Genomic DNA, 25,979 nt, shown 5'->3' on the forward strand with positions numbered 1-25,979 from the left:
ACGTTACTTGGTTCGTATCCGAACCTATTTGTACGTTCCCGGACAAAGAGGATACCAGGTAGCACCGATGTCATCTGAAGTATTCACCGCTGCGGAGGAGGAGGAAGAGAGCGGACCGTGTGCCGTCATCGAGTCGCTGGAACAGATCGGATCGCGCTGGCGACTGGTCGTACTCCACGAACTCCAGAAGGGCGAACAGCGGTTCAACGAACTCAAACGCGCCACCGACGCCAGCTCCCGAACCCTCTCGCGGGTCCTCGACGACCTTCAGGAGATGGACTTCGTCGACCGACGGCTCGAAGAGGACGCACCCGTCGCGACGTACTATCAGCTCACGCCGAAGGGTGAATCCCTCTGTCCGGTGTTCGACGAAATCGAGGACTGGGCCGAAGAGTGGCTGGCCGGGTGCAAGAACTGACCAGACAACGTAGACTTTTCTATCCCCCGGCCCCATCGCTTTAGCAATGGGAGTACGGCCACCAGCCGATAACAGCGACGAGCCAGACGTCATCGAGTTCGGTATCGCGGCACTCGACGCCCGCCTGTCGGACGTGGATATCGAGTATCCCGCGACACCAAGGGAGGTTCGGGACGCCGCCGGCCACATCGCGGTCCCGTTCGACGCGTCGGGCCACTCGATGACCGTCGCCGAGGCGCTCGAGGAGACGAACGCCACGGAGTTCGACAACGAGCAGGAGTTGCTCAACGACCTCCATCCGATATTCGAACGGAAACGTGAAGCCACGAAAAACAGTATTCTCTCTCAGCTTCGCGCGCTGGTCCCGTTCTAACTCACTCGTCGGGCTGGTACGGAGACACCGCCGGCTCTGTCTCTGTGTCGCTATCTTCGGTGCCCTCCGCGTCGCCGACCTGCTGGTCGTCAAGCAGGTCCACCGACCGATTGCGGCTCTCGTGTGTGAGTTGGACGGCGATATCCTCCAGCCGGCGCGTCTGTTCGCGGTTCACTGCCACGAGCATATCGGACAGGACACCGAACATGAGAAGCTGAATCCCCAGCAGAATAGCAAAGGAGCCGATAACTGCAATTACCTCGTGTGAAATGCTGTTGACAACCCAGTCATAGGCCACGTACGCACCGAGCAGGAACCCGACCACAGTGCTCCCGAGGCCGACGCTCCCGAAGTAAAACAGGGGGTTGTTGGTCTTTGCCATCTGGTACAGCGTCAGGATAATCGTCGCGCCGTCACGGAACGGGCGGAGGTTCGTGTCGGACTCGTCGGGTCGGGGCTGGTAGGTGATCGGTACCACCGCCGTCGAGATGTTGTGTTTGACACACTCGACGGCCATCTCCGTCTCGATACCGAAGCCCGACGCCGTCAGCGAACTCCGCTGGAAGGACTGTCGGGTGAACGCTCGGTACCCCGAGAGGATATCGGTGAGGTCGCGTCCGTGAATCGTTTCGAAGGCACTGTTGATGATGCGGTTGCCGATCTGGTTCAGTTTCGTCATCGCGCCGGGTTGCATGTCCGCAAACCGGTTTCCGATGACGTGAGCGGCCTGGCCCGACAACAGTGGTTCCAGTAGCCTGTCCGCCTCGTCGGGCCGATAGGTCGCGTCGCCGTCGGCCATCAGGACGTACGGCTGCTCGATGTGGCGTGTCACCGCCTCCCTGACAGCCTGTCCCTTCCCCGAGCCGGACTGTTCGACAATCCGTGCGCCGGCCGATTCGGCGAGATCCTGTGTCCCGTCGGTCGAGCCGCCGTCGATGACGAGGACGTTGTCAAAGCCCTGCTCGCGGAACCCGGACACGACCGACTCGATAGTCTCGGCCTCGTTGAATGTCGGCAACAGTATACAGACGTCGTCTCGGTCGGCCATTGATTCAACGTCAGCCACCCGAAGGCAAATAAATGCGGGTCTGGCCGCGTCCGGGTTTTCGGTCCGGATCCTTGCCAGTCATTGGCGAAAAAGCGGTGACAGCCGGGAGTAGCCGACGAGAGCCGTGTCAGTCGTCGCGCTGCTCGCTCATGTGCTCCCAGACCTCCGCACAGCCACAGCCGTCTTCGATGTCTGCCAAGTGATCGTCTTCCTCGGTCTGGGATGTCGCAGTCATGTTACTCACTCTGCGAGTAACTACTTGCGGCCATCCACTAATAGATTCCGGCGTCGGGCGACGCGTTTTACATCCCCTGCCACACATGGGCGTGTATGAGCGACCCTGCGGACGTGTTCGACCTGGTTGGGCTGACCGAATACGAGGCGACGGCGCTGGAAGAGTTGCTCTCGCTCGGCCGGACGACGGCTCCGAACCTCGCGGAAGCCAGCGGCATCCCGAAAGCCCGCGTCTACGGCGTGCTGGAGTCGCTGTCCGACCGGGGCTTCATCAAGGTTATCCCCGGCCGTCCAAAGGAGTACCAGCCGAAATCTCCCGGCGACATCCTCGACCGGGCCGTCGAAAACCGCAGGCAGTCATACGAGTCGTTTACCGCAGACATCGACTCCTACCGCGACAGCTTCCTCGCCGAGTACGAACCGCGGTTTGAACGGGCGAGCGAAGACATATCACCGACAGCCGAACTGTTCCACGTCGTTGACGTGGGCGAACCGAGCGAACGCGAGACCCGCCGGCTGTACGACGACGCAGAGGAGACACTTCGCGTCATCACCAATAGCTTCGCGTACCTCGATAACGTCGAGCGCGCACTGGCAGAGACACTCGACCGCGGCGTCGATATCAGCGTTCTCTTTCTGCATCCCGATGCACTCCCACCGGAGAAAGCTGCTGTGCAGGCCGACATTATTGACCGGCTAACAGCGGAGTACCCCGCTGTCGACCTGCGGTTCAGCACGGAGAAGCTCCCCTGGCGTGGCACGCTCGTCGATCCGAGCATGGACTACGACAGCGGCGAGGCGATTTTGCTCGTCGAGGAGCCGGACGTTCCAAACCATATGCGCCAGGCCGCGATTACTGACAACGGCTCGTTCGTCGCTGGGATGAAGCGCTACTTCGATCTGATCTGGGAGTACGAAAGCGTCCCGACGGCCCGTCAGACGTAGCCGAGGTCTTCCAACCGCTGGTAGGTCCCGTCGTCGAGGTCGTCGAAGTCCTCGCCCGCCGTCTTGACGTCGAGTTCCGCTATCGATTCGAACGCGCGGTCGACGTGCTCGGCACCGTCGTCGGCTATCTTGTACGAGGTCTGGGCGTCGCGACTGGCGACCGTGGCGGCACGGTCGCGGTTGGTACAGTACTTGCGGACCCCCTCGCCGTCGTCTTCGAACACCGCTCGCGACGTGGCTGTCCACGGCGACAGGTCCTCGACGTACGCACTGGCACGTTCCTGCAGCGGTTCGTCGAGGCCGACCGCGGTAGCGATGACCGGGCCGTCCGGACAGAAGCCGTCAGTCTGTTGGTCGCCGTCCCGCACCCGATCCACGACTCGCGGAAATTCGACCAGCGACGCGGGGCGGTCGACCCGGTGAGACTCAGTCTGGCCCGGATAGCGCACAATGAGTGGGACGTGGAGCAGACAGTCGTGAATCGCGACGCCGTGTTCTGCGACCCGGACGCCCGGCCGCACGTCGCTTCGCTCGCCGAAGCCCTCGCCGTGGTCGCTCGTAATGACGAGGAGCGTGTCGTCGAGCTCGCCACGCTGTTCCAGCGCCGAGATAAGCCGTTCGAGTTCCGCGTCCATCTGGCGGATCGCGCCGTCGTACAATGACTCGACCGCCTTCTTTTGCCACCACGGCCGGTGGCCGCCGTTGAAATCCCACTTCTGGTCCTCGAAGGAAGCCTGTAGCGACGACGCCTCCGAGCCGCCCCACTGGTCGTACTCCGGCATCGGTTCGTACGGAATATGGGCATCCATCAGATTGAGACACGCCGCCCACGGCCCGTCCTGATGGTCGGTCCAGTCCAGCAGTGAGTCCACGTAGACATCTGCCGGCGTCGACGCCCTGACACTATCCGGGAGGAATCGCTTGTAATCGGACTGGAGTTTCGTCGCAACGCCGTTGGCCAGCGACCGGAGCGGTGCGTCACTGCCCAGCGCGAGTTTGAGGAACTCCATGTACTGTCCGCGGCCCTCGTTCGAGACGAATTCGTGGGGGTTGACTGCCCCCGGGAACGGGACGTTCCGCGCTCCGACGATCTTGTCGAATCCGTCGCGGAGTCCGACGTCGACGGCCGTCAGCCAATCGTTCTCGGTGAACACGCCGGTGCTGTACCCGTCTTCGCGCAGTTGCGTGAAGATCGAGGCCGACGGGTCAAGCCGATGCCCGGCCGAGACGATGCCGTGTTCTTCGACGTGTAACCCGGAGAAGATGCTCGCGTGGCTCGTGACGCTCCGCGCACCGGGGGACCGGGCCTGTTCGTACAGCGTTGCTCGCTCTGTGGCGAAGGAGTCCAGAAACGGCGTTGTCTCGTTGACATGGCCGTAGGCGCTGAGGTTCTGTGCCCGCACGCTGTCGAGGATGACCAGCAGGACGTTTGGCTCGTCCGACATAGCTACATGTACCCGAGGTCTTCGAGGTGCTCTTTGACTTCTGCCCCCGACCGACCGCCGTCGTCCGATGCCGTCACCTGCGGTGTCGACGTGTGGTCGGTCCCGTCGAGTTCGGCTTCGATAGCCGCCCGGACATCGACGACGCTCTCGATCGCGTCGACCATGTCGGGGTCGGTCCCCGCGACCATCGCCTCGTCGGTGTGGACGCCGTCCTGCAGGCCGTGGTCGCTGACCAGCAGTAGTTCGTCGTTATCACCGAGGTCATCTCGGACCTCCCCGACGAACTCGTCGAGTTCCTCGTAGGCGCGGTCCTGCAGCGAGGGCTGTTCGTACGCGACGTGACCAATGAGATCGAGTCCGCTCGTGTATGCAAACACCAGTTCATGTCGGCCACCTCTGAGCGCCCGTCGTGCGCGAGCGAGGCGAACCATCGACATTTCGAGGCACTGCTCGTAGAACAGCGCCGGGTCTGTCGACGAGTGCCCGCCTTTCGCTTCGAGATCACGCTCGAAGAGGTCACCGAGGTTCCGTCGGAGGCTGTGTTCACGGTCCTCTGTGTCCGGGTCGATCACATAGTTGGGGATGCCGATCGGTGCCGCCTCCCGACCGTCGAACACCGTCGTCAGATCGTTCTCCTCGTAGTAAGTGGCCGGAATCCGGAACGCGTCCTGTTCGGTATTGTTCAGGAGCCACGCGCCGAGACGCGTCTGTAGCCCCGACGGGAGGAGGTAGTCCGCGGCAGCACTCCCGAATCGGAGGATGGGGTTCTCCCAGGCAACGCCGTCGTCGAGCGTGATGCCGTGTTCCGGTGGCCTGAGGCCAGTAATGATTGTCGGCCAGAGTTCGTGGGTGCTGGGGCCACCTTCGACGCTCCTGATCGTCTCGATGGCGTGGTGGTCGGCGAGCGTCAAGTTCGGATGTGCCGTCGAATCTACTAGTTCCGGGTCGAGTGCATCGATACCCAGCACTACGAGGACCATATCTACCCCGAACGTCTCAGTCGATGGCTTAAGACCTTTCGATGCAGACGATAGACGGCGGTACGGCCTCAGCCAGACAGCGACCGGTACAGGTCGAGGTACTCCGCCGCGATTTTCCGCCAGTCGTACTTCTCCTCGATGCGCTCTCGCGCCTGTCTCGATATCTGTTTCGTGAGTTCGTAATCAGAGAGCAAGGTAGTGACGGCGTCAGCGATCGGTTCCGGCGACTCTATCGGAACGACAAAGCCCTCCTCTCCATCGCGGACCATCTCGCGCGCCCCGGAGATGTCAGTGACGACCACCGGACAGCCGGTCGACATAGCTTCTAAACGGACGAGGGAGAAACTCTCCGATCTCGACGGGTGGATGAAGGCACGCGCCCGAGAAAGGTGTTCTCGGACGATAGACTGGTCGACGTATCCGTGGAACGTGACGTTCTCCTCTAAATCGAGCTGGTCGACCTGCGCGTGCAGTTCGTCTTCCAGTGGCCCATCGCCGAAGACGTTGAGATGGGCCTCGGGATACTCCTGTCGGATGCTGTCGAGCGCCTCAAACAAAATGTCGTAGCCCTTCCGTTCCCTGAGGCTCCCGATCGCCACGAGCTCCTTGGAATCGGCGGGCTCGCTGTACTCGAAAAAGTCCGGGTCGACGCCAAGCGGGATCGTCCGGAGTTTCGACTCGTCGACAAAATCGGCGTACACTTCTCGGGCTTCCTCGTGGACGACGACGACCCGATCTGCGGCCGCAAGCGACCGTTTGAATAAGTCCATCCGGGGTGGGTCCAGCACCACATCACGCGTTGCGTCGACAGCCCCGTGTAGCGGGTCTGTCAGCGGGCGCGGCAGATCTGACCCGACCCAGGAGGAGACCATACGATTGAACTCTTCGGCCATGATTGCGTGTCCCGCCTGGCAGGGCCCGATAACGACGGGGACATCCCCCTGAAGACCTGAAACCAGAAGCGGATTGAACCACCGATAGCTGAGGTTCATGTGGTGGTAGATGTCAACAGGACCGTTGCGGAGCTCTCTCAGGAGCGTCCGGTATAACTTCGCGTAGTACGTGATCCGGTTGGAGCCACCGAGCGGATACACGGTGACGTTCTCGGGGTCGAGCCGGTCGGAAACCGTCCGCGTGTATGTATCGACAGTGAACTCGTCGTCGTGGAGGTTATTCAAGAGATTGTAGCTCTTTCCGTATTCGTCGTTAGACATATCCGCCTTTGTCGGCCCGACGAGAACCCGCGGCATGAGTGGTGATGGAGCAGTGGGGGAGTTAACCGTTATGTCTGGCGTTTTGGCATTGACTGCACTCGATAGTTTGCACGCTGTAGGTCACGAAAGACATATTATCGCGACTCCAGTCACTCAACGCAATGGATTCGCCGAACGTTCTCCTCGTCATTCTCGATAGTGTCCGGGCGAGAAATATGAGTCTCTATGGGAGCGGCGCCCGGACAACGCCGTTTCTCGAACGGTTTGCCGACGAAGCTGAGGTGTACGAGCAGGCGCGTGCGCCGAGCATTCACAGCGTCGCAAGCCACGCGAGCATCTTTACCGGCTATCACGTCCCCGAGCACGGCGTGACCAAGCACGAATCAGAGCTTGACCCAGAGAGCACGATCTGGCACGAACTCGCGGCGGACTACGGGTACGAAACGGGAATCTTCACACCGAACGTGGTGGTGGGCGTGTCGTCGAATCTGACCGAACCGTTCCAGACTGTCGACGGGCCGCGGCAAGATCCCGGACATCGCTACTTCGAAGCCGGTATCGCGCCCTCGGATATCGAAGGTCACCAGACGAACCGGGAGTACCTCACCCGGTGCTTCAACAGCGATGCGCCACTGCGGTCGGTCATCAACGGGCTGTACTTCCAGTACTACGACGGCGGAACCGAGGCCGAAGACGAATCGGCCACAGAATACATCGATTCGTTTCTGGACTGGTCAGGATCGCAGAACGGTCCGTGGGCGGCGTGTCTCAACCTGATGGACGCGCACTACCCGTACGAACCGATGCCGGAGTACGATCAGTGGGGCGGTAGCGAGCTACAGGCCCTCCACGACTCCCTGTCAGCCCCGCCGTCACGGGAGATTGTGACAAACGGAGACTGGTGGAAGCTCCGGGCAGTGGAGAGCCTTTACGACGGGTGTATCAGGCAACTCGATGCTTCGATGGAGTATCTCACCGCAGCACTCGAGGAGCGAGGCGATCTGGACGACACGCTCCTCGTCATCACGAGCGATCACGGCGAAGGGTTCGGTGAACGAAGCCGAATCGACCCCCGTGTTCAGGTTGCGGATCACAGCTGGGGCATCAGCGAGGTACAGACGCATGTGCCACTCGTCGTGCGGCGACCGGGCGAGTCAGACGGCGTCGTCGAAAACCGGATCGCGAGCCTCACTCGGTTCCCCGACGTTGTCAGGGACGAAGTGGCCGGCGAGCGTGGTTCGTTTACCGTAGACGACCGTGCAATCGCTATGACGAATCGTCTCGAACAGCCCGAGCGAGTGCTCCCGGCGTCGTGCCAGGATAGATCGAAGTACGGCGGCCCGTGGCGAGCAGTCTATCGACAGGCTGGAGACGACGTGCGGAAGGACGCCGACCACGGGTCAACCGCGCGGACGGTTCTGATAGAGGACGCGCAGGTGTCATATCCGCGGGACGACGAGGAGCCGTCGCTCGGGAGCGTTTACGACAGCTTCGGAGACAAGGGCGTTCGGAAGGATCAGGCGGACGAACAGGCACTTGACGACGATGTCGAACAGCAGCTAGAAGAACTGGGATACCTCCGGTAATCGGTCTCACCAGCTACCGCAGCGAGGCGACCTTTGGGACGTTGTCGAGAACGACAGTTCGGAACTGAGCGGAGATGGACACTAGCACTGCGAAATAGGTGGCCGCCCCGAGGATAATGAGTGCGGTCGTAGCGATCTCGTTGGGTAATGGTTCATTTGCTCGCGCCAGCGCACCGTTGAGGACGGTGACGAGTACACCCATCGCCACTGTTGCCCCGATTTGCCGCGAGATTTCTGCGACGGGAACGCTGAAGTCGATGTGTCTGCCAAGGATGTAGTAGCCGCCGATCAGGCTCAGCACCGAGGACGTCGCAGACGCCAGCGCAGCCCCGATCATACCGATAGAGTAGACCAAGACCGCGTTCAGCACCACGTTCGAAGCGATCAGTATCCCGTTTACTTTGAACGCAGCCTTCGGCTGGTCGATGCCCCCGAGTGCGTTCGTGAACTGCTTTTGATAGCCGTAGAACAACACTGAGAGGATGAGGAGTCCGAGAACCTGTGCCCCCTGTGCGAACTCGTCACCGAAGATCCGAAGGATGCGGTTGGACAACAGTAGCCCACCGACGAGGCCAGGTATTGTTACCAATCCGGTGTAGGATAACGCGTCTTGGACGAGAGACGCGACCTGTTGGTCCCGGTCGTCTACCGACAGCTTACTTAGTTCTGGAAACAGCGCGCCACTGATGGACGTACTGAAAATGATGAGGAAGTTCGCAACATTCCACGTGACACCGTAGACCCCAACGAGCGAACTCGGCACAAACAGTCCGAGAATGATAACGTCGGCTTGCTGGAACGTTTTTCCTTCGAGCCGCCCCATCCAGGCGTACTTCGCGTAGTCGATAAGCCGTTCAAAGTGCTTTTTTTGTGGCAAGTGGTACGGACCACCGAGAACGTAGAGCCCGCCGATCACGAGGACAAGGCCACCCAGCGCATACCCCATTACGAGCGCAGTCAAGCCGAAGCTGAGAAGTACGCCACCGACCTGTAGAGCCGTTCTGGCGATTCGTCGCGCAACTTTGAGCACCGCCGCGACGTGGACCTTGTGGGCCCCATTGAGCATCGCGTCGACGTACGACCCGAGCAATCCGACAGCGAGGAGGATAATCACGAATCCGATGCGGTCAACCTCGAAGCTGCTGGTGACAAGGTCCTGAAAGAGCAACAGACCGACAATAATTAGCACACCGATAACTGCAATCGTAAGCCCCCCTGCAAGCTTGTATTCCCCGATATCCGTGCCCTCGCTGACTCGCTTCGTGATTGCACTGCCGATCCCGATCGAACCGAGAAGCGAGAGCCACGCGACGATAGAGAGCAAGAGATAGTACTTGCCGAGGACTTCCGGACCGAGTAGCCGTGCGAACAGGATTGTCGCAATAAAGCCAGCCGCAGAAGAGAGTCCCTTCGAAACAAAAGAGATGAACGATGTTTGTCCGATTCGCATCTGTATACATCAAGAGATACACAAGACGTTATTAGAATTTGTTGATATCTCTGTAATCGCGGTAGTGAATCGGCGCATACGGAGGCAGCGCACAGAATCAGACTGTGTGCGGCCACAGGTAGCGGGCCAGTTAGCGAAATGGCTATAGCTGCCACGCTTACAGTCGCTTGAGTATCGACCTGTACCGCTCACAGGCCGCTTCGAAACTGTACTCGGACTCAACCAGATCGCGTCCGTTCTCACTGATCCTGTCCAGACCATCGCATTCGAGAATCTCGAGTATCGTCTCGCGAAGAACGGCCGCCCCGTGTGAATCGAGCAGGAAACCGGTTTCGCCCTCGCGGACGACGTCGGGGACGCCCGAAACCGGCGAGGCCAGTACCGGTGTCCCACAGGCCAAGGCTTCCAGAATCGTTGTCGGAAGTCCTTCAGTCGGTTGTGACGGCAAGACGAGCAGCGAGAGCTCGTTCAGTTGGTCCGGCACGTCGTCATGATCCACCCAGCCGGTGAGTTCGACTGCTCCGCGGTCGATCTCTGACGCGAGTTCGGATTCCAGCCACGCCCGGAGGTCACCATCGCCGATGAATCGGAAGGTCACATCGTCGGGTAGCTCGGCGGCGACAGCAGCGAGGTCGCGGATGTTCTTTTCTTCGTCGAGCCGTCCGAGGAACCCCACGACGCGGTCGCGGTCAACGTAGGGTCGCTGAACGCGAAACTCGTCCGTCCGGACGTAGCGCGCGCCTGTGGGATACACTCCCGGAGCCTCCGGATGCAGGTCCAACTGCCGAGCCATCTCCGGCGTGTAGGTGATGACGCCGTGAGCCGCGGCGAAGCCGGCCCGTTCCAGCGCACGCACCGCGCCGGCGAGTCCGGCGGCCACCTGACCGGGCAGCTGCTGTTCCCAGTTCAGCCGGAGTGTTAGCGGTACGTCGCCGCGAGGTTCGACGAGAACCGTTTTCCCGAGCAACCGAGCCGCGATAATCGGTAACAGGTACGACGTTGCCCCAAAAAACAGGACCACGTCTTCGTCGCGGTCAGCTATGACGCGGCACATCCGGAGCTGATTCAGCAGAAACCGGACCGCAGCGGTGACGACAGAGTCACCCGCGCCTTTCTGCGTGAGTTCGATGAGTTCGTGCCGGTCACGGATCTCGGAATCAGCCGGGAGGTCAGCCGTCACGAGCGCGACCGATGTCACAGCCGACAGGATATCAAGCAGGCTTCGCGTGGCGTTTTCGCCGGCAGCAGCAAGGGGATGAGTGACGACACAAACGTTCGGGAGTGATTCGTCAGTCACAGATTTCGCCCTCGCTCAGTATCACGGACGACCCGCTTGCTATCACATGGGGTGTGTAGCCGGAGCGAACAGAGTGCCGCGAGTGATTGCTGCAGACAGTTGTCATCAGCAGGTCGGTTCATCGTCTATCCGTTTCAGCACAACGATAGTCGGGTTCCCGTCCTCGGGGAACGACGAAAGCCCGGCACTGTCTCTGAACTTTCGCTCCGCGCTGAGTTCGGTGTCTACTGGCGGGCCGAACGTTCGGACAATCTCGTAGTCCTCCTCGGCGAACAGCGCCGACATGCGTTCAGTTACATTCGGGTATACGGACGGATCCTTGAAAAAACGAAAGTAGTGGTAGCTAGAGAGTACGACGTACTCGGGCGCGTTACAGTCCAGACGCTCGAGACCTGGCTGCCACTCTTCACGGGGGAATGTCGAGTGGATGACGTAGCGGTTCACGGTCGCTTCTTCGGGGAACTCTGGAAGGTACACCCGCTGAGAATACACGTCGACAGAATCGGAGCTATCTAGATTCGCGTGTGTCCATTCGGTCGCCTCCTGCCGTGACTGGCTGATATCAGCGACGCCGGCGGCAGTGTGGACCCCGGAAAAGACAACGGCGAGCGTGAGAAGTCCGATCCCGACAACTCGGACAGAACGAGTGGATCGGGTTAGCTCGGACCCGGCGACGCCAGCGAGAACTGCGAGAATCGGGAACAGTGGCATCACCCGAGGGAACTGTGTCATGTTCCCCTGAATGATAACTGCGAAGTACGGGATCGCATAGAGGAGCAACAACCAGAGCGCATTGTCCAGAGTGCCCCGCAGAAGAAAGGCGACGACGAGCAGCACAGACAGCATCGAGAACAGGAACAGCGCAATTCCCTGCCCTTCGGCGAGGTGTGCAAGCTGAATGAGCCACCCGGGATCGGACCAGTTGTACGACACTGATTCGCTCGTGCTGCGAACGACGTACCGGGAGATCTCGTCGGCCCACGAAACTGGATGGAAGAAGATCGACGGAGTTGTCGTCACGTATCCGAGTATCGTCAGCGTCGGGTATTTCCACGCTGCCGTAATGAACTCGACAATGCTTCCCGATTCGTCCCAGTGACGCTCGATGATCACGATAGCGAGAGGGAGCACGAGGAGCCCAGCAGTCGCCTTTGTCGACGCTGCCAGACCAGCGACCAGTGCAGCGGCCAGCAGTGTTCGGGTATCTCTTGAATGAAACGCACGAACCGTTAGCAGGAACCCGAGCATGAGGAAAAACGTCATCGGGACGTCTTCAGTCGCGTAATGGGCGGTATGAACGTATCCGACAGTGAACGTCAGAAACGTCGATGCGAGGATTCCGGCACGGCGGTCCAGTAGCTCCTGACCGAGATAGTAGAGGACGACCACGGCTCCGACACCGAACACGACAGAGACAAGCCGACCGGCGAACAGCACGTCGTAGAAGGCTCTGAGCAGGTCCGGGGATACGCCCCAACTCGGTGAACTCCCGACGTTAGCAGCGCCCGAGATGATTTCGCCAAACTGGCCGGTCGCGAGCCAGTACAGCGTCACCGGGACAAAGGAGAGCGCTAGAAGGTAGAGATGGAGGTTCCCTCCTTTCCGAAAGTTGTCTAGGAACGGGTTCTGCTCGTATCCCATCCTGAGAGCGAGTTCGATAGCACCGGTCTCGTCCGGAAACGTCAGATGTGGTCGGAGTCGCCAGGTGCCAAAGACCATCAGCAGGAACGCAGCGATCGCAATGAGCGGCACGAACGGCTCACGTCGGACCGACTTGCTGATTCTGTTCCACGGACTAGAGGGCATTTCCTCGTGATTGACCACTGACTGTAATAGTCTGTACGGTTCTCCGAGACGGCGTCCTGATCAGCGGTCTATGTGTCGAGTTCGGGCGCGTGTTTTTATCGATCAGATAGAAGCCTAAACACGAGTCTAAGGCGATAATTATCGTAATATCTACGGTATTGACATTGTTCGTCGGGGTAGCAAATGGCAACTGTTAATAAATGCGCATCTTGTAGCACATACAGAGCCTCAGAATGGCAAAGACAGGGAGCGTGCCGGATGGGTCGGTCGTATCAGCGACAGACACCGACAGTGATGTCCAGACATCTGTCGTGCTTCCTGCGTATAACGAGTCCGAAAATCTGGAGCCGCTGATCGACGAGATTCAGTCTACGTTCCGCGACAATACGACGTACGGCCCGTACGAGATAGTTATCGTTGACGACGGGAGCACGGACGGGACGGCCGAGACGATACGCGAGATCGCGACAGACCGTGACGAAGTGATGGGGGTCTTACTCCGACGCAATTTCGGTCAGAGCGCTGCTCTAGCGGCTGGGATTGACTACGCCACGGGAGCGTACATCGTCACGATGGACGCTGACCGCCAGAATAACCCGACAGACATTCCGAAGCTTCTCACGAAACTCGAAGAGGGGTACGACTGCGTCAGCGGGTGGCGACGCGACCGCGACGACCCGCTCTCGAAAACGATTCCCTCGGCGATACAGACACGGTTGGCGATGCTGACCGGCCCGGATATTCACGACTTCGGCTGTACACTGACCGCATACCGGGCAGAGGGGTTGAAAGAGATAGACCTCTACGGAGAGGGACACCGATACATCCCGGCGAAGTTACACAAGCGCGGGTACAAGATAACGGAACTGCCCGTCGACCACCGGCCACGGACCGCTGGTGAGACGAAGTACGGTATGAAACGGCTGGTCAAAGGGTTCGTCGACCTCCTGTTTCACGTCTTCTGGAACCGGTTTTCCACCCGCCCGTCGCACTTCTTCGGTGGCATCGGGCTTGTCCTGATGACGGTTGGTGGGCTCATCGGGTCCCACATGGTGTTTCTCAAGTATGCTTTTGGAGAGTCACTTGCACCGCACGTCCCGCGGCTGATTCTGACTGTCGCTCTCGTCATATTCGGCGTACAGCTCGTGATGTTCGGGTTCCTCGCAGAGATGATCGTAAAACAGCAGTATCGGGACGAGCAACCGTACCGCGTTAACGCCATTATCGGTGAAGACTGACAATGCAAGATTTCGACTCAAACACTATCGAGAACGTATTACTCGTTAGTATCGACTGCCTCCGTGAAGACTGGCTTCAGCGGGGAATCTCCGAGGGTATCGTCCCGACGCTCGAACGACTCGCAACGGATGGCCTGTACTTCGATCAGGCGTTCACCGTTGCGAACACCACCGACCCGAGTCTCACGTCGTTCATGACAGCCTCGTACCCCCACACGCACGGCGTGCAGGAGAATGGCTGGGGGCTCGACGAATCCGTGCCCGTACTAGCGGAGGAAATACAGGAGGACGGGAACGACACGTTCGGTGTCGTCAGCGTCGATCATCTCAGTGACGAACACTCGGGGCTCGGACGCGGATTCGACGAGTACTGCGACGGCGGCGGCTCCTACGACACGCTGTACCCGATTCTGAGCCGGATATACGACACGAAGACGTTCAATACGGTGTTCGGCGCAGTGAAGGATATCGGCACGGAACAGTGGAACCTCAAGTCGCTTCTGCGCCAGACGGGACTCATCAGACTGCATTGCCGAACGGCCAAGAGCGTGACACAGGACGCCGTCGACCAGCTCGACCGCGTTGACAGCCCCTTCTTCGGCTGGGTGCACTACTTCGATATGCACGAGCCGCGCAACTACGACCGCAGCGACCTCGAATCCCACGACGAGTACACAGCGGCGATGAAGCTCGTCGACGGGTACGTCCAGCAGCTACTCGACGAACTCGAAGCGCGGAACCTCCGCGAAGAGACACTCGTGATCCTTACCGCCGACCACGGCGAGGCGCTGGACGACCACGGATACACGGGTCACGGCCGCCAGCTCTACGACGAGGAACTCCACGTCCCGCTCGCGTTCCACCATCCGGATATCGAACCGGAAACCGTCTCCGAGCAGGTCCGGACGATCGACATCGCGCCGACGGTGCTGGACCTGCTGGATGTCGAAGTACCGGCGGAGTTTGAGGGACGGAGCGTTCGTGAGAATGACGACGGCACGCCGCCGGGTGATCGTGACGCGTTCCTGACGGCCTATCCGGAGTTCACGGAGTCGATCGGCCTCCGCACGCCGGGATGGAAACTGATTCGCGAGGGGTCCGACCACGAACTGTACGACCTGTCCGCTGACCCCGGTGAAGAGACCGACCTCGTCGCGGCCGGAGCGACCGATGAAACGCCGTACGACGCCCTCCGCGAAAAGCTACAGATGTGGGATAGCGCCGGAAACGAAGTCAGCGGTCAGGACGTTGATGCCGATACCCAGGAGATGTTGAAAGACCTCGGGTACGTGGACTGATCGCAGGACTCAAGTGTTTCTCAGTCAGTGCTGGTAGCAATGAGAGATGTCATCTTCGTTACCGCAGACTCTGTCCGCTATGATTTTGTGGACGCAATGGAGTTCGTTTCTACGTTCTCGCAACATCGGGGCGTGACCGGAGCCCACTACACGCGCCCCAGCCTCGCCAGTATTCTCACTGCGTCGTATCAGGGGGCTATCGAGTCCCGCGCGGTGTCCCCGACAGTTGCCGAAGCGTTCTCGCAGGCCGGATACACGACGATCGGTCTCTCCTCGTCACCCCACACTGATCCGCGATTCGGGTTCGATACCGGGTTCGACGTGTACGAGAATTACTGTGACGCAGGCAACCGCGGTAACCCCCTTCGCCAGTTCGCGTCACAGTTCGACCTCATTCGAAAAGTCTACCACCGCTTCCGACCACCTCACGCGAAGTTATCAAATCGCCTTCCCGACGACGAACTCATCGACAACGCGATCACGGCGTTCAACGACGAATCGGGGCCGCGGTTCATGTGGCTCCACATGATGGGTACGCATCGTCCGTACGGTCTCGGCGACGATGCCGTACCGAAAGAAATCGATCGAAAGGCGCTGTTCGCCCCTGAAAAACTCAGCGCGGACGAAAAGGAGACGATTACGCAAAAGTACCGTCAGACCCTCGCTCGGGCGGATGCCGAAATAAAGCGCCTCGTCGACTCCGTTGACTCGTCGGATCCACTCGTCGTGTTCAGTTCGGATCACGGCGACGAGTTCGGCGAAGATGGGCACTACTTCCACCAGCCACAGCGGCGACGAGTGGTCGACGCGCTGACTACCGTGCCCGTGGCGACGAACGACCTCTCGCTGTGTGAGCCACTCAGCGTTCTCGACATCGCGCCGTCGCTACTGGGTGCAGTCGGCGGCGAGATTCCCTCCGAGTGGCACGGGAAAGACGTCCGTGAGACGCCACGAGATCAGACGCTCACTATCGCGCCGTGGCACGGAACGACGACCGTCGCGTGGCAGGACTTCGAGACGAAGATCGTGAGCCGCGATGCGGACGTGTCGATGGTCCGGGACGGCGAAACGGTCGACGTCGAGCGCAACGACGTGGACGAAGACCTCAAACAACAGATGCGTGACCTCGGTTACGTCGAGTGATGGCCGATGACGGTAGCATTCTGAAAGGATACCTTTCGGTCTTTACAGGGGACCTCGGCCGGCTCCTGACGTTCGCCGTTTTCATCCCGTTACTGGTCCGTACCGTTGGCCAGGACGGGTTCGGGACCTACGCGCTGGTGATGGCGATTTTCCTTCCGAGCCGGAAGATACTGAACCTCGGCCTGTTCGAAGCGACCAAGACGTACGCGTCGCGGGAGACCGGCGACGACCGAACGAGCGTTGTCACGACATCGTTCGTACTTCATACTGCGAGCCTGCTTGTCGGGATACCAGCCCTGATCGGGCTCATCACCTGGTTTACCGACGGAACACTCCAGTCTGCCCTGTATCTGATGCTCGGTGCGGTCATCGGTGAGCAGTTGTACTACTTCGGCCGCGGTGTTCTCCACGCATACAAACGGGAGGAGCTCGCTGAACCCCTCGTCCCTGCTCGGTCTGTCATCCTCGCTGTCGTGGGACTCACGCTCGCGGGTGCCGGGTACGGCGTTCCGGGTGTGTTTGCCGGCTTCGCGACAGGGTTTCTGCTCACTGGAATTCTTTCGACGACACTGGCGTTCCGTGAGGCTGGTGTCTTCCCGTCGGTCCGTAGCTTAGCTCTCAAAACATACACGCGACCGCTGGTTCGGTTCGGGGTTCAGTCGATGGCGCTTACGCTCCTGTTGACGAGCATGTACAAAGTCGATGTTCTGCTAGTCAGCCATTTCTGGGACGCGACGAAAACCGGGCACTACCGGGCGGCGCTGCAGGTTTCGGAGTTCATGTGGGTCGTTTCAGTGGCGATGGAGATGGTGATGATCCAGTCGACAGCGGACCTCTGGGAAGACGGACAGATAGACCGCCTTACCTCACTGCTGTCACGGCTCCTCCGATACGTCATCGTTCTCACGGTTTTGCTCGTCGCCGGCGTGTTCGTCTTGGGCGAGCAGTTCCTCACCGTGTACTTCGGTGCGCCATACGAGGCCAGCGTCCGCCCCCTACAGGTACTCTTGCCGGGCGTACTGGGCTTTGCTGTCGCACGGGTTATCTGGCCGGTGTTGCAGGCAGGTGGACACTTGCGACAGTTACTGCTCGCAACGGGGGCGTCAGTGGTCGTCAACGTCGTCCTGAACGTGCTGTTGATACCGCGTGTCGGCATCGTCGGCGCAGCTATCGGCACCTCGACGGCGTACGGACTCATGGCGGTGACTCACGTTTTAGCCGCGCGCAATGTCGGCCTCAGGCCGCTAACTGGGTTCCCGGCTGTTCGAGTTCTCGCTCTCGGAGTCGGTACGACCCTGCTGTTGCTCGCACTGGAACCGTACGGTCCGTGGTTTGTTGACCTAAGCGTCCTCCCGCTCGTTGGACTGGGTGTCTATGCGCTCGGGAGCCACGTCTCCGGCGTCCTGACTATCGGCGAGGCGACCGAAGTCCTGGATTCGGTGTTGAACTAAGCGACTGTTACAGAAGCGGTAATGTTCTGGAGGCGACGGCTACCGCCAGACGTACATTCCGTAAAGGTATCCGACGCCGACGCTGCCGGTGAGAAGAAAGAGAAAGAACAACTGCAGAACTGCGCCGAGCGACGGGGAGTCGACGAGCCCACGGAGACGTGACGGGAGGAACCGAAACAGCAGGTCGCCGAGGAAATCGGACTCCTCACCGGTCGATTCGGGAACGAACACTTCCATCCCGCGCTTCGAGTACCCCTGCCAGAACGCGCGGTCGACAAGCCAGCCGGGATCGGTCCGGTAGTCGAATATCTTGTGAGCGACGAGCGCATCCGGTGTGTAGTACACACCTTCGTCGTATTCCGATCGCAGGCGCGCGCAGAGTTCCGTCTCACCACCCTGCAGGTTCTTTTCGCCCTGGCGGCCGCCGATATCGTCGTCGAAGCCGCCCAGTTCGAGAAACACGTCCCGGTCGAAGGAGATATTCGAGCCGAAGGTGTTGCGAACGACGCCGGGTTCGTCAGGGTCGCCGTTCGGTCCGAACCCACGGTGTGTGACACCGATGAGCCAGTAGAACTCCGCGGGCAGAAAACTGGGTTTGCCGGCGACCCACGCCGGCGTCATCCGGCCGCCGACCGCGAGCGCGTCGTGCCGTTCGTAGGCATCGACTAGCGCCGCGACCCACTCCTCGTCAGCGATCGCGTCGTCGTCGATGAATGCGACAACGTCTCCGGTAGCGACTTCGGCCCCGTTGTTCCGACTCTCTAGCAGCCCGACGTTTTGGTCGTTACAGTGAGTCAGGACGTCGTCACGGTCGCCGAAGTCAGATTCGTACTGTTCGTACACATCTCGGTCACCGTCCGAGACTAGCACCAGTTCCACGTCGTCGCAGGTCTGGCCTAAGACGCTCTCGGCCGCCGCCCGGCAGTCGTCGTATCGCTCCATCGTGTGCGTACAGAGCACGACCGAGACTCGCATGGTCGATGGTGTGCCACCGGTGCTGTTAGGCGTTTCCATCCTGCGCTCGCATAGAGGTCAAAAGGCTTATGCGCGCCTTGGCAGTTTTTCCGTGCAATGAGTCAATCACGGGGCTATCTTGACGACAACCCCGAACTCGAGTCCGCCCTGGAGTGGGCCGAGCGCTGGTACCACGTTCCGGTCCTCCTGGTACTGCTCGGGTTCATGCTGTGGAATCGTGTCCGGAGTTGGGAGAACTTCATTGTAGACGGTGAGGTGCTCTTCAGCGGGAACGACGCTTGGTATCACTACCGTTCGACCCAGTACGTCGTTAACAACTGGCCCACGACGATGCCGTTCGACCCCTGGACGGCATTCCCATACGGGACCAATAACGGGCAGTTCGGGACGCTGTTCGATCAGATCGTCGCAACGGTCGCCCTGATTGTCGGTCTGGGTTCGCCCAGTGATCAGACTGTTGCAATGACGCTCCTGTTTGCTCCCGCCGTACTCGGGACGCTCGTTGCGATTCCGACGTACCTTATCGGACGGCGACTCGGCGGCCGCCTCGGCGGCGTAACTGCAGTTACTGTGATGGCATTCTCGACGGGGTGGCTCCTACGACGAAGCCTCGTCGGGTTCTCCGACCACCACGTCGCAGAAGCCCTCTTCCAAGCACTCGGTGTCCTTGGCGTTATGGTGGCCGTCAGTGTCGCCGCGCGGGACAAGCCGATCTACGAGCAGTTCATCGAACGAGATGTAGACGCACTCCGGGATACCATCAGCTGGTCCATGCTGGCCGGTGTGGCAATTGCGATGTATCTCTGGGTCTGGCCGCCCGGTGTGCTCCTTCTCGGGATACTCGGCGTCTTCTTCCTGATCCGACTGTGTCTGGAATATGTTCACGACAGCAGCCCGGAACATACGGCCATCGCAGGCGCAATCACGATGGCGACTACCGCTGTGGTGAGTGCATCGAGAATTACCGTCCTAGAGGTCACAGCAACCTCTCAGTCCCTGCTACAGCCTGGGCTGGCGCTGGCTGTTGGCTTCGGCTGTGTGTTCATGGCGTGGCTAGCCCGGTTTATGGAGCAGCGCGAGTACGGCCGGTACGTGTATCCAGCGACTGTGTTCGCAATCCTCGCTGTCGGGGCCGTTCTGATGGCAGTGTTGACTCCGAGTCTGTGGGACTTCTTCACGCGGAACGTAACGAGGGTCGTCGGGTTCAGCATCAGCGAAACGGCCGGTACCGTTGGAGAAGCTACCCCGCTCCCAGGCGTCGGCAAGTTGTTTGCCTGGCACGGGTTCGCTGTCATCGTTGCGGCGATCGGTGGCCTGTTTTTGCTCGGAAAGCAGTTCCTCTCCGACGACGCGCCCGCCGAAGAACTGCTCGTTGTTGTCTGGGCAGTCTTCATTCTACTTGCCACGTTTACCCAACAGCGATTCGAGTACTATCTGGCTGCACCGATCGCAGTGCTGTCAGGGCTGGTCGTCGGCCGATTCGTTCGCTGGTTCGATTTCAGCGCCGACGACGGGATCGAATATTACCAGGTCATGACAATTCTCACGGTGCTTCTCGTCATCGTCGTCCCGTTGTTCGCCTTCGGCACGACGCCGGTCGAAGCCGGTTCGGCCGGTCCCGGGCCGAGTATCCAGAGTTGGGACGAGAGCCTGCAGTGGATGGAAGAGAACACGCCCGCGGAAGGGGCGTACGGCTCCGGTGGTGACGCGACACTCGATTATTACGGCACCTACCAGCAACAGGAAGACTTCGACTATGAAGAAGGGGAATACGGCGTTCTGTCGTGGTGGGACTACGGGCACTGGATTACTACCAGAGCCGAACGGGTTCCGAATGCGAACCCCTTCCAGCAGGGAACCGACACGGCTGCGCCGTTCCTGATCGCACAGAATGAAACGCAGGCTAACAACGTCCTCGACAGCACGGATGAGGACGACGCGAAGACCAGATACGTTGCCGTGGACTGGCGGATGGCAGAGACGAACGGGAACGACCCTTACCGGGGGAAGTTCTTCGCCCCATCAGCATTCGTCGACGGCGTACAGGCCAGTGATTACTACAGTCGATTGTACGTCCAGTCACAGGGCAGCGGGGTCCGGCAGGTAACGTTCCAGAAGCAGGCCTACTACGAGACGACGGTGGCACGACTGTACCGGTTCCACGGCAGCGCCGCGGAGCCGCGACCGGTCGTCATTGACTGGGAGAACAAGCAGACAGGCCAAGGGGCGCAGTACCGCGGGGCGCCGACCAGCGAAGAGGAACCGGAGGGCCTGCAGCAGGGACGGATCGTCCGCGAGTTCGAGAGCATGGAACAGGCCCGTCAGTACGTCGAACAGGACACGACCTCGCAACTGGGTGGTTTCGGCGACAACCCGAGCGAGCGGGTGCCCGCGCTGGAGCACTACCGCCTGGTCGGCTCCAGTGAGACCGAGGCATTCCCGAACAGTCCGCAGTACCGGCACTCCGCCTGGACGAAGATATTCGAGCGCGTGCCCGGGGCAACGGTCGAAGGGACCGGACCGGCGAACACGACAGTCCAGACCGCCGTGCGGATGCGCAATCCGGCGACGAACAAGACGTTCATCTACCGCCAGCAGACCAAGACAGATCAGAACGGGAACTTCGAGATGACCGTTCCCTACTCGACCACTGGGTACGACGACTGGGGGACTGACGAGGGTTACACGAACGTGAGCGTCCGTGCTGAGACCCAGTACCAGTTCACCGCAGTCGGGACCAACAACGGGGAACGGACCGGATTCACCGGCACTACCGAGGTCACCGAAGGACAGGTCATCGGCGAGGACGACGCCGCCGCAACCGTCGAACTGGAGCCGATATCGATTCAGCAGGGCAATGAGACCAGCGATGAATCGCGCGAGCCGATGACCGAAGACGCGGCTGAAGCGGGCGCATAGCGAGTCCTAACGATCGATCGCTAGCCGGCCGCCTGTTGGCTACCGGAGACGTTTTGCAGGATTCTGTTGTCGGACTTCGTTCTAGCAGGGGCGTGCCTGTCTATCAAAAAGTCGACAGCAGCGGAACGGTGAACTCACTCGGCTAGCGGATTGAACGTGCCGTTGATGTCCCACTCGTGAAGACAGTGCGGGTCGCCGGACTGCTTGGTGCCGTCGTCGGTGACGATACGCCAACTGTGTTGGTCCGGGTCCCACTCGTCGACCCGCCCACACCGCTCACACTTGCGTTTGCGTGGGGTGACGATTTCAGCCATATCTGGTGCAAGCGCGTGGGTGATTATCAGGCTGCCGGTCCCTGCCTAGTCGTCCGGAACGATTCAGCGCCGACGACCGGGAGTGCTGTACCGACACTGACGACAGGGGGGTGCAACCGCTGCGATACTCAAAAGTCCGGGAGGTCGTCCGCGCCGACCTCCTCCGCTTCCCAGTCGATGTACTCGTCGGCCAGCACCTCACAGACGACCTGTCCGAACTCGGTCAGTCCGGCGTTGATACCTGAAACAGTGCCCCAGGAATCGATGTCCGGGTGGATCTCCCGCTCGCGCCAGTCCTCGGGCAAGCCCGGAGCGTGGTAGCCGACACGACCTGCGAAGGAGTCCCAGAAGAAATCGAACTCCTCGATGAGTCCCAGGTCCGTGACAATCTTCCACTGGTCGGCATCGAGTGACGCATCCGCGGCCCATTCTTCGAAGGCGTCCGCCCACGCACCGTCGTCGAGGGCCTCGGCGAGGTCCTCGCGACGGTATTCGTCGCCCTGTACGTCTGCATCGTCGTACTCGTCGGCAGCGACGCCGGTAGACAGCTCCGGCCGCTCCGGCGTTTCAACATCGAGTGTCATAGTCGTGGTACGTGGCGGAGCCGAATAAAGCTCATACTGTTGGCTGTCTCTTCGTGACGGTAGTCGTCACTCCGTGGTGACAATAATCCGTGTGAGTACAGCAGACAGTCTCAGCGGTTCGCCTTCCCGTCGAGGGCGCGCTGTCGAAGTCGCTTACCGCGCTCAGTCTCGGCCGTCACGTCGGGAACGGGAACCGGGTTCCTGTCCTCGTCGACCGCGACGTACACCGAGTACGACTCAGCGGTCGACTCAGTCTCGCCGGTTCTGATATTTTCTCGGGCAGCCCGGAGCCGAACTTTGACGCTCGTTTCGCCAGCGTCGTAGACGAAAGCTTCAATCAGGGCCGTATCACCGACAGGTATCGGACGCTTGAAATTCACCTGGTCCATCCGAGCGGTGACGCAGGTTTCGCCGGCAAAGCGCATCGCCGACATCGCTCCGAGTTCGTCCATCCATTTCAGCACGTTCCCCCCGTGGGTCGAGCCCAGGTGGTTCGAGTGGTTGGGCTGGACCATCCAGCGGTTCTCGATATAGGTTTCAAGTACTGTTGGCATGGCCCGAGGTTGGCCAGCACGTGGGTTGAGTCTGTCGAACGGGATTCGAAAACGTGGCTACGCCGAGACGTACTGCGCTTCCCACTCTTTCCGGGCGTCGAGTTCGCGCTGGCCGCGCTTGGTCAGCGTGTAAAAGTTCGTTCGGCGGTCGCGTTCGCCCTTCTCGATAAGCGCTTTCTCGACGAGCGTGTCGAGGTTCGGATACAGTCGGCCGTGGTTGACCTCGCTCTCGTAGTAGTTTTCGAGCTCTTCCTTGATCGCTAACCCGTGGGGCTCGTCAAGGCCTGCAATGACGTACAGCAGGTCCCGCTGGAATCCAGTCAGGTCATACATTGTATATCCGATACAGTCTGACCCTGTACATATCAGTCTTTTGAATCGGTAAATCTATTACGTATTTATAGATGCCGTCAGCGTCCAGTAGTTACCACGGAATCTGCGGCTGTATTAACACGAGAGTCGGTAATAGCTTCGCTCCGTGACGTGAACATACAATGCCGCAAACATGATTTTGGCCGCCGTTTCTCGGCGGTCACCCGGACCCGACAAGGGTAAAGGAAACGAATGTGTAACGCGGGTGATGACCGAACACGCGGAGTCGGCGGCAGACGAGTTCCCGGAACCGTCAGGGACGGGGCGCGTCGACGTCGTCGGAACCGCTCACGTTTCCGAGCACAGCGTCGCAGAAGTGGAATCAGCGATTGAGGAATCCGAGCCCGATATCGTCGCCGTCGAACTCGACGAGGGTCGGTATCGGCAGATCAAGGGCGAAACGCCCGACGACCTCGATGCGAGCGACCTCCTGCGCGGGAACACCGTCTTTCAGTTCCTCGCGTACTGGATGCTGTCGTACATCCAGACCAGACTGGGCGACAGGTTCGATATCGAGCCGGGTGCAGACATGAAGGCGGGCATCGACACCGCCGAACGGCTCGGTCTGGGCGTCGCACTCGTTGACCGGGACATTCAGACGACCGTCCAGCGGTTCTGGGCGCGGTTGACGACCGTCGAGAAGCTCAAGCTCGTCGGCAGTCTCGCAGCCGAGATGGGGCCGCCGTTGACCGTTGGGCTGACCATCGGTGCTGTCTTCGGCGGGCTGTTTGCAGTCGTCGCCGGGGCCTTCGGTGGTCCGTTTATCGTCCCGAGTGGATCGCTTTCGGGGGTTCTGCCGGGCGGTCTCGGCGGGACCGTCGAGGGCTTGCTCGATACGCTGTTGCTCATCTGTGTTGCTGCAGCCGGTATCGGAATCCCCATCGCCTCGCTGTTGGTCCAGTTCCGCGGCGATGCCGACGTCGAGGAGTTCGACATGGAGAAGCTGACCGACACTGACGTGGTCAGTGCGATGATGGAAGAGTTCCGCCAGTTCTCTCCTGGCGGTGCCGAGGCGCTTATCGACGAACGCGACGCGTTCATCGCCCACCGGCTCATCGCTCTCCGCGAGGCCGGCTATCACGTCCTCGCCGTCGTCGGCGCTGGCCACCGCGAAGGGATCCAGAACTATCTCGACAACCCGGAGACGCTTCCGCCGATGGAGTCGCTCACCGGAACCGAGGGTGGGCGTCGCGTCTCGCTGTACAAACTCGTCGGCTACGGCTTCGGGGTCGTCTTTCTCGTCTTCTTCGGCCTACTTATTCTCGGCGGCGCGAGTCAGGCCGTCCTACTACAGCTGTTCGTCGCGCTGGTGGTGGTCAACGCCGTGCTAGCCGGCGGGCTGGCGAAGGTGGCCGGCGCGCACTGGTCGAGTGCGGCCGCCGCCGGGGCCTTCGGCTGGCTGACGAGCCTGTTCCCGCTGCTCGCGGCGGGCTGGTTCGCGGGCTACGTCGAACTGCGGTACATCTCGGTTAACATCAGCGATATCGCAACACTCAACCAGATACTCAACGATCAGGAGTCACCGGTGATGGACCTCGTCAGCCGGATGCGTGCAGTACCGCTGTTCCGCCTGATCCTCGTCGTCGCACTGACGAACGTCGGCAGCGCAATCGCCTCCTACGTCGTGTTCCCGGTGCTGATTCCGTACATCTCCTCGGACATCGGTGGGATGCAGGGTGTCTCGCGCCTGCTCTGGCAGGGCGTCCGCGAAGGGACCCAGATACTCGTGGGGGTAATCTGATGGCGGGTCGACGACGACGACCCACCACGGACCGAACTATCGGCGGTCTCAGCTTCAGCCAGCGCGAACTCCGGGACCTCCTCGTCGCCTGGCTTGCACTCGGACTGGCGTTTACCTTCTTCCTCGAACGAGAGTTCCGACGCATCGTTTTCGGCCAGTTCGGCGGGCTCTCGGGTGCCGAAATCGCCAGCACGTTTGCAGTCAGCCTGCTGACGGTCGGCGTCGGCTTCCTGTTGCACGAACTGGCACACAAGGTCGTCGCCGTCCGCTTCGGTCAGATCGCCGCGTTCAAGGCCGATTACCGGATGCTCGGGTTCGCAGTTCTGGGCGGTCTCGTCGGCTTCCTGTTTGCCGCGCCGGGGGCGGTCGTCCACCGTGGTCGACTCACAGCGAAGCAACACGGCCTCATCGCCGTTGCCGGGCCGGTGACGAACCTCGCGCTCGCCGTTGTCTTTCTCGTTCCGTTCGTCGCGGCACTACTGTCGAGCACGGGTGGCTTCCTCTGGGAAGTCGCACGGATGGGCCTGCAGATCAATCTCCTGCTCGCCGGCTTCAATATGCTGCCCTTTGGTCCGCTCGACGGCCGAACGGTTC

General features: G+C 60.5%; 23 protein-coding genes. 11 read left to right on the top strand and 12 right to left on the bottom strand.

Features of this window, described 5'->3' with window-relative positions; all coding sequences use genetic code 11:
• Window positions 1–67: 67 nt before the first annotated feature.
• Together C443_RS06605 and C443_RS06610 are read left to right on the top strand one after the other, a co-directional pair.
• The gene (locus C443_RS06605; protein WP_005534904.1) at window positions 68–418 is read left to right on the top strand and encodes a winged helix-turn-helix transcriptional regulator; all 351 of its coding nucleotides are present in this window, start codon (window positions 68–70) and stop codon (window positions 416–418) included.
• Window positions 419–464: 46 nt separating this feature from the next.
• On the top strand, window positions 465–791 hold the full coding sequence (locus C443_RS06610; RefSeq protein ID WP_005534906.1) for a hypothetical protein: 327 nt from the start codon (window positions 465–467) through the stop codon (window positions 789–791).
• 1 nt (window position 792) lies between these two features.
• Here C443_RS06610 and aglJ read toward each other — a convergent pair whose 3' ends face one another.
• Window positions 793–1,839 (bottom strand): S-layer glycoprotein N-glycosyltransferase AglJ, encoded by a 1,047-nt coding sequence (gene aglJ / locus C443_RS06615; protein WP_005534909.1) that lies wholly within the window; start codon window positions 1,837–1,839, stop codon window positions 793–795.
• Between the two features lie 330 nt (window positions 1,840–2,169).
• Here aglJ and C443_RS06620 point away from each other — a divergent pair, with 330 nt between their 5' ends.
• Window positions 2,170–3,018: a TrmB family transcriptional regulator gene (locus C443_RS06620; RefSeq protein WP_005534913.1), complete on the top strand. Its 849-nt coding sequence runs from the start codon at window positions 2,170–2,172 to the stop codon at window positions 3,016–3,018.
• Here the strand turns inward: C443_RS06620 and C443_RS06625 are convergent.
• The 3 genes from C443_RS06625 to C443_RS06635 form a co-directional block, all read right to left on the bottom strand.
• A complete protein-coding gene (locus tag C443_RS06625) occupies window positions 3,009–4,463 on the bottom strand; it encodes a sulfatase (RefSeq protein ID WP_005534914.1) in 1,455 nt (484 codons plus the stop codon). The two genes, C443_RS06620 and C443_RS06625, sit on opposite strands and share 10 nt — an antisense overlap.
• A 2-nt stretch (window positions 4,464–4,465) precedes the next feature.
• Window positions 4,466–5,443, bottom strand: coding sequence for an alkaline phosphatase family protein (locus C443_RS06630; RefSeq protein WP_005534916.1), 978 nt, complete (start codon window positions 5,441–5,443; stop codon window positions 4,466–4,468).
• A 68-nt stretch (window positions 5,444–5,511) separates the two neighbouring features.
• Complete coding sequence (locus tag C443_RS06635; protein WP_005534917.1) at window positions 5,512–6,693, bottom strand: glycosyltransferase family 4 protein; 1,182 nt, start codon at window positions 6,691–6,693, stop codon at window positions 5,512–5,514.
• A gap of 125 nt (window positions 6,694–6,818) precedes the next feature.
• On the opposite strand from C443_RS06635, the gene C443_RS06640 reads away from it, so the two are divergent.
• The gene (locus C443_RS06640) at window positions 6,819–8,243 is read left to right on the top strand and encodes a sulfatase-like hydrolase/transferase (protein WP_005534919.1); all 1,425 of its coding nucleotides are present in this window, start codon (window positions 6,819–6,821) and stop codon (window positions 8,241–8,243) included.
• Between the two features lie 13 nt (window positions 8,244–8,256).
• Here C443_RS06640 and C443_RS06645 read toward each other — a convergent pair whose 3' ends face one another.
• The 3 genes from C443_RS06645 to C443_RS06655 form a co-directional block, all read right to left on the bottom strand.
• Entirely contained in the window at window positions 8,257–9,693 is a 1,437-nt protein-coding gene (locus tag C443_RS06645) for a flippase (RefSeq protein WP_005534921.1), read from the bottom strand.
• A gap of 157 nt (window positions 9,694–9,850) precedes the next feature.
• Entirely contained in the window at window positions 9,851–10,990 is a 1,140-nt protein-coding gene (locus C443_RS06650) for a glycosyltransferase family 4 protein (RefSeq protein WP_005534923.1), read from the bottom strand.
• Window positions 10,991–11,095: 105 nt separating this feature from the next.
• Window positions 11,096–12,796, bottom strand: a complete 1,701-nt coding sequence (locus C443_RS06655) for a glycosyltransferase family 39 protein (RefSeq protein WP_005534925.1) — start codon at window positions 12,794–12,796, stop codon at window positions 11,096–11,098.
• A 233-nt stretch (window positions 12,797–13,029) separates the two neighbouring features.
• On the opposite strand from C443_RS06655, the gene C443_RS06660 reads away from it, so the two are divergent.
• From C443_RS06660 to C443_RS06675, 4 genes are read left to right on the top strand one after another with little or no spacing between them, the layout of a single operon-like run.
• Window positions 13,030–14,034, top strand: coding sequence for a glycosyltransferase family 2 protein (locus C443_RS06660; protein ID WP_005534927.1), 1,005 nt, complete (start codon window positions 13,030–13,032; stop codon window positions 14,032–14,034).
• Between the two features lie 2 nt (window positions 14,035–14,036).
• On the top strand, window positions 14,037–15,332 hold the full coding sequence (locus tag C443_RS06665) for a sulfatase (protein WP_005534929.1): 1,296 nt from the start codon (window positions 14,037–14,039) through the stop codon (window positions 15,330–15,332).
• A gap of 39 nt (window positions 15,333–15,371) precedes the next feature.
• Window positions 15,372–16,475, top strand: a complete 1,104-nt coding sequence (locus tag C443_RS06670) for a sulfatase-like hydrolase/transferase (protein WP_005534931.1) — start codon at window positions 15,372–15,374, stop codon at window positions 16,473–16,475.
• Window positions 16,475–17,926 carry a lipopolysaccharide biosynthesis protein gene (locus tag C443_RS06675; protein WP_005534933.1) on the top strand — a complete coding sequence of 484 codons (1,452 nt, stop codon included), beginning with the start codon at window positions 16,475–16,477 and terminating at the stop codon, window positions 17,924–17,926. The genes C443_RS06670 and C443_RS06675 overlap by 1 nt, the downstream gene beginning before the upstream one ends.
• A gap of 39 nt (window positions 17,927–17,965) precedes the next feature.
• On the opposite strand, the gene aglG is transcribed toward C443_RS06675, so the two are convergent.
• Window positions 17,966–18,901 (bottom strand): glucosyl-dolichyl phosphate glucuronosyltransferase, encoded by a 936-nt coding sequence (gene aglG, locus C443_RS06680; RefSeq protein WP_005534935.1) that lies wholly within the window; start codon window positions 18,899–18,901, stop codon window positions 17,966–17,968.
• A gap of 96 nt (window positions 18,902–18,997) precedes the next feature.
• Here aglG and C443_RS06685 point away from each other — a divergent pair, with 96 nt between their 5' ends.
• A complete protein-coding gene (locus C443_RS06685) occupies window positions 18,998–21,820 on the top strand; it encodes an oligosaccharyl transferase, archaeosortase A system-associated (protein WP_005534937.1) in 2,823 nt (940 codons plus the stop codon).
• Window positions 21,821–21,954: 134 nt separating this feature from the next.
• Here the strand turns inward: C443_RS06685 and C443_RS06690 are convergent, their stop codons facing one another.
• The 4 genes from C443_RS06690 to C443_RS06705 form a co-directional block, all read right to left on the bottom strand.
• Window positions 21,955–22,134: an HEWD family protein gene (locus tag C443_RS06690; RefSeq protein ID WP_005534938.1), complete on the bottom strand. Its 180-nt coding sequence runs from the start codon at window positions 22,132–22,134 to the stop codon at window positions 21,955–21,957.
• A 128-nt stretch (window positions 22,135–22,262) separates the two neighbouring features.
• Window positions 22,263–22,718 (bottom strand): hypothetical protein, encoded by a 456-nt coding sequence (locus C443_RS06695; RefSeq protein WP_005534939.1) that lies wholly within the window; start codon window positions 22,716–22,718, stop codon window positions 22,263–22,265.
• Window positions 22,719–22,828: 110 nt separating this feature from the next.
• Window positions 22,829–23,272: an acyl-CoA thioesterase gene (locus C443_RS06700; RefSeq protein ID WP_005534940.1), complete on the bottom strand. Its 444-nt coding sequence runs from the start codon at window positions 23,270–23,272 to the stop codon at window positions 22,829–22,831.
• A 57-nt stretch (window positions 23,273–23,329) separates the two neighbouring features.
• Window positions 23,330–23,605, bottom strand: coding sequence for a PadR family transcriptional regulator (locus tag C443_RS06705; RefSeq protein WP_004515723.1), 276 nt, complete (start codon window positions 23,603–23,605; stop codon window positions 23,330–23,332).
• Window positions 23,606–23,852: 247 nt separating this feature from the next.
• Between C443_RS06705 and C443_RS06710 the strand changes: the two genes are divergently transcribed.
• The gene (locus tag C443_RS06710; RefSeq protein ID WP_005534947.1) at window positions 23,853–25,385 is read left to right on the top strand and encodes a TraB/GumN family protein; all 1,533 of its coding nucleotides are present in this window, start codon (window positions 23,853–23,855) and stop codon (window positions 25,383–25,385) included.
• On the top strand, window positions 25,385–25,979 hold a 595-nt coding region (locus tag C443_RS06715; RefSeq protein WP_005534949.1), incomplete at its 3' end, for a site-2 protease family protein. The genes C443_RS06710 and C443_RS06715, both read left to right, overlap by 1 nt.

It is taken from the genome of Haloarcula argentinensis DSM 12282, assembly GCA_000336895.1.
Classification (GTDB): Archaea; Halobacteriota; Halobacteria; order Halobacteriales; family Haloarculaceae; genus Haloarcula; species Haloarcula argentinensis.